General features: G+C 71.0%; 6 protein-coding genes. 3 read left to right on the forward strand and 3 right to left on the reverse strand.

Annotated elements, in window-relative coordinates; translation table 11 throughout:
* Positions 1-30: 30 nt before the first annotated feature.
* Together ACH4S7_RS13880 and ACH4S7_RS13885 are read right to left on the reverse strand one after the other, a co-directional pair.
* Positions 31-2,202 carry a sigma-70 family RNA polymerase sigma factor gene (locus ACH4S7_RS13880; RefSeq protein WP_398521334.1) on the reverse strand — a complete coding sequence of 724 codons (2,172 nt, stop codon included), beginning with the start codon at positions 2,200-2,202 and terminating at the stop codon, positions 31-33.
* A gap of 267 nt (positions 2,203-2,469) precedes the next feature.
* Positions 2,470-3,282, reverse strand: a complete 813-nt coding sequence (locus ACH4S7_RS13885) for a TetR/AcrR family transcriptional regulator (protein WP_398521335.1) — start codon at positions 3,280-3,282, stop codon at positions 2,470-2,472.
* A 326-nt stretch (positions 3,283-3,608) separates the two neighbouring features.
* Here ACH4S7_RS13885 and ACH4S7_RS13890 point away from each other — a divergent pair, with 326 nt between their 5' ends.
* Positions 3,609-5,105, forward strand: a complete 1,497-nt coding sequence (locus ACH4S7_RS13890) for an NAD(P)/FAD-dependent oxidoreductase (RefSeq protein WP_398521336.1) — start codon at positions 3,609-3,611, stop codon at positions 5,103-5,105.
* Positions 5,106-5,277: 172 nt separating this feature from the next.
* Entirely contained in the window at positions 5,278-7,029 is a 1,752-nt protein-coding gene (locus ACH4S7_RS13895; protein WP_398521337.1) for a SpoIIE family protein phosphatase, read from the forward strand.
* 59 nt (positions 7,030-7,088) lie between these two features.
* Here the strand turns inward: ACH4S7_RS13895 and ACH4S7_RS13900 are convergent, their stop codons facing one another.
* On the reverse strand, positions 7,089-8,357 hold the full coding sequence (locus ACH4S7_RS13900) for an MFS transporter (protein ID WP_398521338.1): 1,269 nt from the start codon (positions 8,355-8,357) through the stop codon (positions 7,089-7,091).
* 145 nt (positions 8,358-8,502) lie between these two features.
* Here ACH4S7_RS13900 and ACH4S7_RS13905 point away from each other — a divergent pair, with 145 nt between their 5' ends.
* A complete protein-coding gene (locus ACH4S7_RS13905) occupies positions 8,503-9,108 on the forward strand; it encodes a MarR family winged helix-turn-helix transcriptional regulator (protein ID WP_398521339.1) in 606 nt (201 codons plus the stop codon).
* Positions 9,109-9,400: the final 292 nt, after the last annotated feature.

Below are 9,400 nucleotides of genomic sequence, written 5' to 3' on the forward strand. Positions count from 1 at the left end.
CGGTGGTGCCGTGTCGTGGCTGGGGGGCGGTCAGCCGCAGGTGATGCGGGATCTGGCCCAGTCCGCCAGGGCCACCGAGTCGAACGGTGTGTGCGGCTCCACCACCAGGCGGATCGTCTTCCGGCCGGCGATCGAGGCCGCCATCGGCACGGCTCGGTCGCCGCCACGGATCACCTCGGACCGCCAGAGCCGGGTGCCGTCCCCGTAGAGGGAGAAGCGCACCGCGCCGAGGCCCAGCGTCATGTCGTCCACCCCGACGAGCGCCTCATAGCGCGCGCAGGAGCGGTTGAGCTGGATGGTGATGCTCGACTTGGCGTGCACGGTCACCCCGTGCCGGTACCGCTCGCCGCCGATCCGCAGGCCCGTGCGCTGCCAGAGCCAGGTGCTCTCGGCGAGCTCCACCTCCGGGCCGCTGTGGTCGCCGGTGACGCTGAACTCCAGCCGGTTGAGCTGGTACACCTTCCGCTCCGGCGTCGGCGACGGAGTGGGTTCCGGCTCGGGTGGGGGCGGTGTCGGTGACGGTGGTGGGGTACGCGCCGGTGGCGCCGGCTCGGGTGGTGTCGGCTTCGGCTTCGGTTCGGGTTTCACCGGGGTCGGTTCGGGCTTCGGCGGTGGGGGTTCCGCCCGCACGGGCGCGGGCGGTGGCGGCTCCTCCGGGGTGGGAGGCGCCGGTGGTTCCGGCTTCGCCGGGGGCGGGCCGGGCTTCATCGGCGCGAGGGGCTGGGTGACCGGCGGCTTCGCCTTCGGCTCGGGTGCCGGCCGTGGATCACCCGTGAACGCCCACACCAGCCCGGCCGCCGCGGCGACCGCCAGCACTCCGGCGATCCCGGCCTTCGCCGGCATCCCCAGTCCTTCGGACGCGGCGGCGCCTCCCGCGGCCCCCGTGGAACCCCCGCCACCCGTCGCCGCGGCGGCCGCTCCCGCTCCCGCCGCACCCGCGGCGCCCCCGGCGACGATCCCGGCCGCCTTGACCGAGTAACCCGCGGCGAACCAACCGATGACCGCGACCGGTAGCAGCGCCGGGATCCCGGCGTTGACATGCTGGAGCTCGCCCACGGCCAGCCGGCACTTGACGCACTCGTCCAGATGCTTCCGCAGCCCGCGCTCGGCCCGCATCCGCAACCCGCCCCGGGCATAGGCACCCAGCCGGTCCGCATACCGCGCGCAATCGCCCTCCGAGGTCAGCGAGGAACTCACATGCGCCTGGAGATACGCCTGCTTGAGGCCCTCACGGGCCCGGCTCGCCAGCACCGCGGTGGCGTTGGCCGTGAGACCGAAGAGCGGCGCGATCTCGCTGGGCGACTCCTCCTCCACGGTGGTGTGCCAGAGCACCGCCTGCCAGCGCTCCGGCAGCGACCGGAACGCCTGCATGGCCAGCGACTGCTCCGCCTCGTGCATCGCCCGGACATCGGCGCCCAGATCGTGCGTCTCGCCGGTGCCGGAGTCCGCGCCACGGGCCGCCTCCGCGGCGAACACCGCGAAGTCGTCGATCAGTTGTTCCCGCTTGGCCGACTTCGTCCAGGTGGCGGCGGTCCGCCGAACCGTCGTGAGCAGATAGGCCCGTACGGCCTGCTCAGGGCCGGCGCCACCCCGGACCGCCTGAAGAGTGCGGGCGAAGACCTCGGCCGTCAGATCGTCGGCGGTGTGCGCGTCCCGGCAACAACTGCGCGCATAGCGGCGCACCGCGTCGGAGTGGCGCCGGAACAGCTCCGCGTAGGCGCTGTCGTCGCCGTCGCGCATCCGCTGGATCAACTCGGCGTCGGACTGGACCGGATCACGGGACGGCGGCAGCAGGGAGTCGGACCCGCGGACCCGCTCGCGCTGCGACGGCACAGAATGGATCTCCGCCTCGAAGCCGGAGTCGAAGCCACTGCCGAAGCCGGTGTCCGAGCCACTGCCGAAGCCGCCCTCGGGGCCGCCGTCCGGTTCGACACCGGAGGCGGCGAACACCGGTGAGTCATCGGCCGGGGTACCGCTGGTCCCCTGGTTGGGAACGGTGTGAGCGGATCCGTCCGGATCGATCGCCCCGGGACCGGCGCTCGCGGGACCGGGGACACCGTGCCCCAGGCCGAAGCCGGAACCCGTCCTGGACCCACCGGGCCCGCCCTGCCCGGGCACCTGCCGCGAACGCGGTGCGCCGTGCTCCGCACCACCCGCACCGCCCGGTGAATCGTCCCGTGCGTCCCGACCGTCACCACTCATCGCGGAAGCCCTCGTTCATCGCGGAAGCTCCCGTCAGCACCCTCGGACCCGAACACCGGGCAAGCGTGCCACACGGCAACAGCGCGCCGAGCCCCCATCCGCGTCAACCACTCATCCGGGGAGACTTGACCGGATCCCCGCACCTCCATGGCTTGTTAGTGAAAATATCAATCAGCTCTGCGGGCGCCGGACGGAGCGCGGTCCGCCCATAGCGGTCCGCCCATAAGGGCCACGGCCACCCGGCGCACCGCGCTCCCCGGCCATGGCTCAGGCAGCCCTCGGCCGCAGCCCCTCCAACAGAATGTCCAACAACCGGGCCGACGCCGCCGCCTGCTGCGCGGCATCCGGCAGCGAGGGCGCCGCCGTGGCTATCACGAGCAGCACATCCGCCACGGTCACATCACCCCGCAGCTCACCCGCCGCCCGCGCCCGGTCGACGAGCTGCCCCACGACCTCCAGCAGATCCGTCGCACCCGCGTCGTCCGGCTCGTCGCCGGCGGGCGGACGCTGTCCCACCACCCGCAACTCGGGCGGCCCGCCGGGGGACCGCTCGGGCTGCGCGCCCGACCGCTGATGCGGAACGCGCACCCCGTCGGGGGCCGTCTGCTCCGCCGCGTCCTCCGGCTCCACGCCCACCCGCAGCACCTGGGGCGGCAGCAGCCGCCCCGCGCCCGATGCGACCGACGTACGGAGGAACCGGGCCAGCGCGGACCATGGCTCCTCCTCCTGCCCCAGGGCCGTACGCGCCTGCTCGGTCAGCCGGGAGGTCTCCTCCTCGGCTATTCGGCGCACCAGTACGTCCTTGCTCGGGAAACGGCGGTAGACCGTCCCGACACCGACCCTGGCCCGGCGCGCCACATCCTCCATCGGCGCCCCGTAACCCAGCTCGCCGAAGACCTCGCGAGCCGCTCGCAGCACATGCTCAAGGTTGCGCTGCGCATCCACTCGGAGCGGCGCCGAGCGGCTGGCCCCGCCCGATCCCGCTCGTCCGTTACCTTCGCCGCCGAGGTGACCGCCGTGCGCGCGCGTGTCCGCGGTCGGTGGTACGGCAGCCTGCCAATGCGAATCCTGAATGGTCATACATGTTCCCCCGGTCACTGTGTCTCCCCCCGGAGACCGCCCCGCCTGGTCTGTCGGGCGTGCCTTGACCGAGCACCCCGACGAGGTACGAACATAGTTGAGCCCGAGTCAATTCAGAAGGGGGTAGTTCCGCATGGAGCGCCCCCCGATCGGAGCAAGGACCGGAAGGCTCCCGTTTACGCCCCCGAGCACGGCCTATCGCGCGCCCGCTGACCTGCGCACCTTCACCGTCTCGTGGGGGAATCCCGGCGCATGGCCACAGGGGAGCTCCGGTCACACAAATTGCCGGGCCTGTGGACAAACGCCGGGGACCGGTGCGTCATGGGATGGTGAAGGCAGCTGACTCCCCGGACTCGACCCCCGGCCCCCCGCCGACCGCGCGCACCGGGGACACCCGTGTCCTCGTCGTCGGCGGCGGCTATGTGGGCATGTATACGGCTCTGCACCTCCAGCGCATGCTGAAGCGCGAGCTGGCGCGCGGTGAGGCGGAGATCCTCGTGATCACGCCCGAGCCCTATATGACGTATCAGCCCTTTCTCCCGGAGGCAGCGGCCGGATCCATCTCCCCGCGCCATGTGGTGGTGCCACTGAGACGGGTGTTGGACAAGTGCAAGATCCTTATTGGTGAGGTCACCGCCGTCGACCACGCGAAGCGATCGGCGACCGTGACCACCCTCGCCACCGCCGAGGAGGGGGCCGGCGCCATCACGGTGCCGTACGACGAACTCGTCATCGCCCCGGGCTCGGTCTCCCGCACCCTGCCCGTCCCCGGGCTCGCCGACTTCGCCATCGGTTTCAAGACGGTCGAGGAGGCCATCGGTCTGCGCAACCACGTCATCGAGCAGATGGACATCGCCTCCTCCACCCGCGACCCCGCGATCCGCGACGCGGCCCTCACCTTCGTCTTCGTCGGCGGCGGCTACGCCGGCGTCGAGGCACTCGGCGAGCTGGAGGACATGGCCCGCTACACCGCGCGGTACTACCACAACATCAAGCCGGAGGATCTGAAATGGATCCTCGTGGAGGCCACCGACCGCATCCTCCCCGAGGTCGGCGAGGAGATGGGCCGCTACGCCATCCGGGAGCTGCGTTCCCGCAATATCGACGTCCGGCTGGAGACCCGGCTGGACTCCTGCGAGAACCGGGTCGCCGTCCTCAGCGACGGCAGCCGCTTCCCGGCCCGCACGGTCGTCTGGACGGCGGGCGTCAAACCCGCGCCCGTGCTCGCCGCCACGGATCTGCCGCTCACCGGGCGCGGCCGGCTGCGCTGTACGGCCACCCTCGCCGTCGCCGATACCGAGCACGCCTGGGCCGCCGGTGACGCGGCCGCCGTGCCGGACATCACCTCCGACCAGCCGGGCGCCGAGTGCGCCCCGAACGCCCAGCACGCCGTCCGCCAGACCAAGGTGCTCGCCGAGAACATCGTGTCGAGCCTGCGCGGCACCCCTCTCAAGGAGTACGCGCACCGGTACGTCGGTTCGGTGGCCTCCCTCGGCCTGCACCGGGGCGTCGCCCATGTCTACGGTCGCAAGCTCAAGGGGTACCCGGCCTGGCTGATGCACCGCGTCTACCACCTCAGCCGGGTGCCGACCTTCAACCGGAAGGCGCGCGTGCTCGCCGAGTGGACCCTCGCCGGGCTCTTCAAACGGGAGATCGTCTCCCTGGGTTCGCTGGAACACCCGCGCGCCGAGTTCGAGATCGCGGCGGGCGGCCGGCCCGAACCCAAGCCGCCAGGGCCGAACACGCCGGGGCCGGGATCCGGAACCGGCCCGGGGGGCGGGCCAGCCGGCGAACCGCCGAAGGGCGACCCCAGAGGCACCTGAACCCGGTCCAAGCGGCCCCCCGGCGGCCACGCCGAAGGTGCCTCTCGGACCACCGCACGACACCGACTGTCAGTACGGTCGGTCACACTGGACGTGTGACCATAGGTGGGCTCACATTTGCACAGAGTGACCCTAGTGACCCTTGGCGACAACCATTGAGGCTAGAAAGTCAGTGAACTTCACGCGTTGGAGCGCAAGGCTCCCGGGTACACAGCGCCGTGCAGCAGCGCGGCGGACCGATCGGGCGATCTCCACGGCACCACGACCGGCCCGGCGAGGGGAGAACAAAGGGGACGGCAGCGGGGAAGCGGGCGCCCAGGACGGGGAGACGGGTGCCCAGGACAACGAGAGAGACGACAGAAGCGACAGAGGGGAAGGGGCGGTCCCAGCGGCCCGCGGCGGTGAATCCGAGAAACCGCCCGAAGCCGCCACACCATCCATCGCCGACTGCCCCGTCCGCGAGATCCTCGGCCGGTTGCCCGCCCTGGTCGCCCTGACGTACGGCCCCGAGCACCGGCTCGCCTACGTCAATGACGCCTACACCACCGCGTTCGGCCCCCGCCCGATCGGCATCCCCGCCGCCGACGCCTGCCCCGAGCTGGCCGAGCTGGGACTGTCCCCGCTGATGGACCAGGTCATCCGCAGCGGCAGACCACGCACCGTGAAGTCCCGCAAGGTCCTCGCCGGAGGCTCGTACACGGTCACCTGCCTGCCCGTCGACAGCCCGACCGAGGGCAGCGGGGTCCTCGTTTTCGCCGCCGACGTCACCGACCACGCCGAGGCCGCCGAACGACTCCGCGCCAGCGAGCGACGCCAGCGCCAGACCGCCGTCACCCTCCAGCGCTCCCTACTCCCCCAGGAGCTGGAACAACCCGACGACCTGCGGATCGCCGCCACCTACCAGCCCGGTGGCACGGAGGCCGCGGTCGGCGGCGACTGGTATGACGTGATCACGCTCGGCGCGGGCCGCACCGCCCTCGTCATCGGCGACGTCATGGGCCGGGGGGTGCGCGCCGCCGCGGTCATGGGACAGCTCCGCACCGCCGTCCGGGCGTACGCCCGCCTCGATCTGCCACCCCACGAGGTGCTGCAACTCCTCGACGGGCTCGCCGCCGAGATCGACGCCAGCCAGATCGCCACCTGCGTCTACGCCGTCCACGACCCGAACGAGGGCCGGCTCGTCTACGCCTCGGCCGGCCACCTCCCCATCCTGGTGCGCGACGAGGACGGCACGGTCCGCCGCGCCGCAGACCCCACCGGCCCGCCGCTCGGCACCGGCGGTTGGCTGCACACCTCGGGCACCATCGCGCTGCCGCCCGGTTCCAGCGCCGTCTTCTATACGGATGGTCTGGTCGAGCGCCGGCACGAGGACATCGACGAAGGCGTGGCCGCCCTGGAGCGCGCACTCTCCGGGGCGACGGGCACCCCACAGGTCGTCTGCGACCGGCTGATCCGTTCCCTGGGAGTGACCGCAGAGCACGACGACGACGTGGCGGTCCTGGTGGTCCAGCACCCCGCGCGTACGGGCGCGTCCGCCGAGCTGTTCCACAACGCGGCACTCGATCTGCTCGGCGGCGTCGAGGCGGCACCGCGCGCCCGCGCGTTCGCCTCCGGGGTCCTCGCCTCCTGGCGGTTCTCCCCGGAGCTGCGCGACCTGGGCGTCCTGGCCACCAGCGAGCTGGTGGCCAACTCCCTCCAACACGGCACCCCACCCATGCGCCTCAGGCTCCGCCGCACCGACCGCCGCCTGATCGTCGAGGTGACGGACGGGGACGACCACCTCCCGCGCCGCCGCCGCGCGGAAACGGAAGACGAGGCGGGTCGCGGAATCTCCATCATCGCGACGATCGCCTCGTCCTGGGGCTCCCGCCGCACTCCCGGCGGCGGCAAAGCGGTCTGGTGCGAGTTCGCCCTGCCCTCCTAAGGCTGTTGCGAGAGCACCGCCGCCCGGTCCCCCAGCCAGGGGACCGGGCGGTCCGGGTGTCAGGCGACGGCCTCCACCTGCTCGGCCGGCTTGTGCTGCGCCACCACCCGCGACGACGCCGCGAGGGATGGCTGATTCTGTACGGGGGTCAGCTCCCGGCCCAGCCGCAGCGCCAGCACCGTGATCGCGAGCGAGAACAGCACGAACGTCACGATGTACGGACCGTGCAGCGCGGCCCCCATCGGTCCGCCGATCGCCGGACCGAGAGCCAGCGCGAGCTGCTTGACCAGGGCGAAAGCGGAGTTGTACTGCCCGACCATCGACTCCGGCGCCAGATCGGCGACCAGCGGTGCCACGGTCGGCGACAGCATCGCCTCACCGAGTCCGAAGAGGGCGTACGTGGTGATGAACGCGGCCGTCGCCATGGCCTGGCTGTGGGTGCCGAGCCCGGCGTACCCCGCGAAGATCCATGCGACCGCCCAGATCAGGCCGACCGCGGCGACCATCCGGCTCCGCTTGCGGCGCTCGACGAACTTGAGCACCAGGAACTGCGCGAGCACGATCACGGCGGTGTTGGCGGCCAGCGCCGTACCCAGCGTGGCGGGCTCGATCCCCGCGGCCTCGGTGCCGTACGCGGCGAGTCCCGACTCGAACTGTCCGTAGCAGGCGAAGAACAGGATGAACCCGAGCACACAGAGCTGGACCATCGCCTTGTGCCCGAGCAGTACGCGCATCCCACCCTTGGCGGCGGCACGCGCGGCGGACGGGTCCTGGAAGGTGGCCGGCCGCGGCAGCCGGATGGTCAGCGCGATGCCGCCGAGCACCAGGAACATCACGGACTCGATGCCGAAGAGCAGCAGGAAGCTGTCCGGACGGCTCTTGTCGACGATCTGCCCACCGATCAGACCACCGAGGCCGAGGCCCAGGTTCTGCAGGAAGAACTGCATGGCGAAGGCGCGCGTCCGGGTGGAGGCGTCCGAGCACCAGACGAGCATGGTGGCGAGCGCGGGCTGCATCACCGCCGTACCGGCGCCCAGCAGGGCGGCGGAGAGGACGACGGTCGTCACATTCCCCGCGAGACCGAGGGAGAGCGCGCCGATGGACGCCAGCACCGCGGCCCCCACCAGCACGGGCAGCGGCCCGCGCCGGTCGATGACCCGGCCGGTGAAGGGGAGCGCGACGAGTGCGGCCATCGCGAAGACCGCGAGGACGGCGCCGGCCGTCGTCGCGCCCAGGTCCCGTACCTGCGCCACATAGACATAGAGGTACGGAACCGTGAAACCGAGTCCGAACGCGCTCAGCGCGCTTCCCACCTGGATTCGGCGCATCGCTGCACCCATCACCCTGGTCACACTCACCTGCCTTGGTGTTCAAGAGGAGTGAAGTCCGAAGACTTCAACAGTAAAGTTAGAGCCTTAACAATACATGTCGAAGGACTTCGAAGCCAATGAACGCCATGCGATACTCCGGTGTATGCCTACCGCGAGCCCCGAGGGCCCAGCAGTGACCGGCCCGGCCATCCAGGAACCGACTCTCGACGAGCAGATCGCCGCCTATCAGCGTGAGTACGGAGACCTGGACCCCCAGGTCGAGCAGGTCGTCTCCGCCCTGGGCCGACTCAACCGGCGGATGAACGTCGCGTACGGCCGCCAGGTCGCCGCCCTCGGCATCAGCAACGCCGAGTGGGAGGTGCTGAAGAGCCTGGTCCTCGCCGGCAGCCCGTACCGGATGGGTCCCGGTGAACTGGCGAAGCGCCTGGGTCTCACCCCCGCGGCCATGACCCACCGCATCGACCGGATGGCGGGCGAAGGTCTCGTCACCCGCGACCGGGACGAGAACAACCGGGTGCGGGTGATCGTGGAGCTGACGCACGAGGGCCGTACGAAGTGGTTGGAGGCGATGCGCATGGCCACCGTCTTCGAGGAGGACCTGCTCCAGGACCTCTCTACGGACGAGCGGGGCGTCCTGGGTGAGCTGCTGATCCGCCTGCTCCGCAGGGTGGAGGACACCCAGCCTGATGCGGGCGGCCGGCTGACGGATCTGGACCAGAACGGGTCGCTCGGCGGGGTCGTGGGCTGAAGTTGACACGGACTTCATCCGTCCGTAAGGTTCTTCGAGTTGTCACGGAGCCGGAACGGTTCTGCGACGACCACTCCCGCCGCGAAATGCGGCAACCAAACTCAGCACGATCCCTGACCAGGATGATTTTCGGCCTGCCGAAAATCATTCGACAGGCCCGATTATGAGTCGGTCGGGAAATCCGCTAGAGTTTGAAACGTCGGAACGGCCCAACAGCCGGAAAGACAACCCGATTTCGACCGGGAGTCAGGCCCGAAAGGATCTGATAAAGTCGGAGCAGCCGAAAGGCGAA

The sequence above is a fragment of the Streptomyces sp. NPDC020965 genome (assembly GCF_044333555.1).
GTDB lineage: Bacteria > Actinomycetota > Actinomycetes > Streptomycetales > Streptomycetaceae > Streptomyces.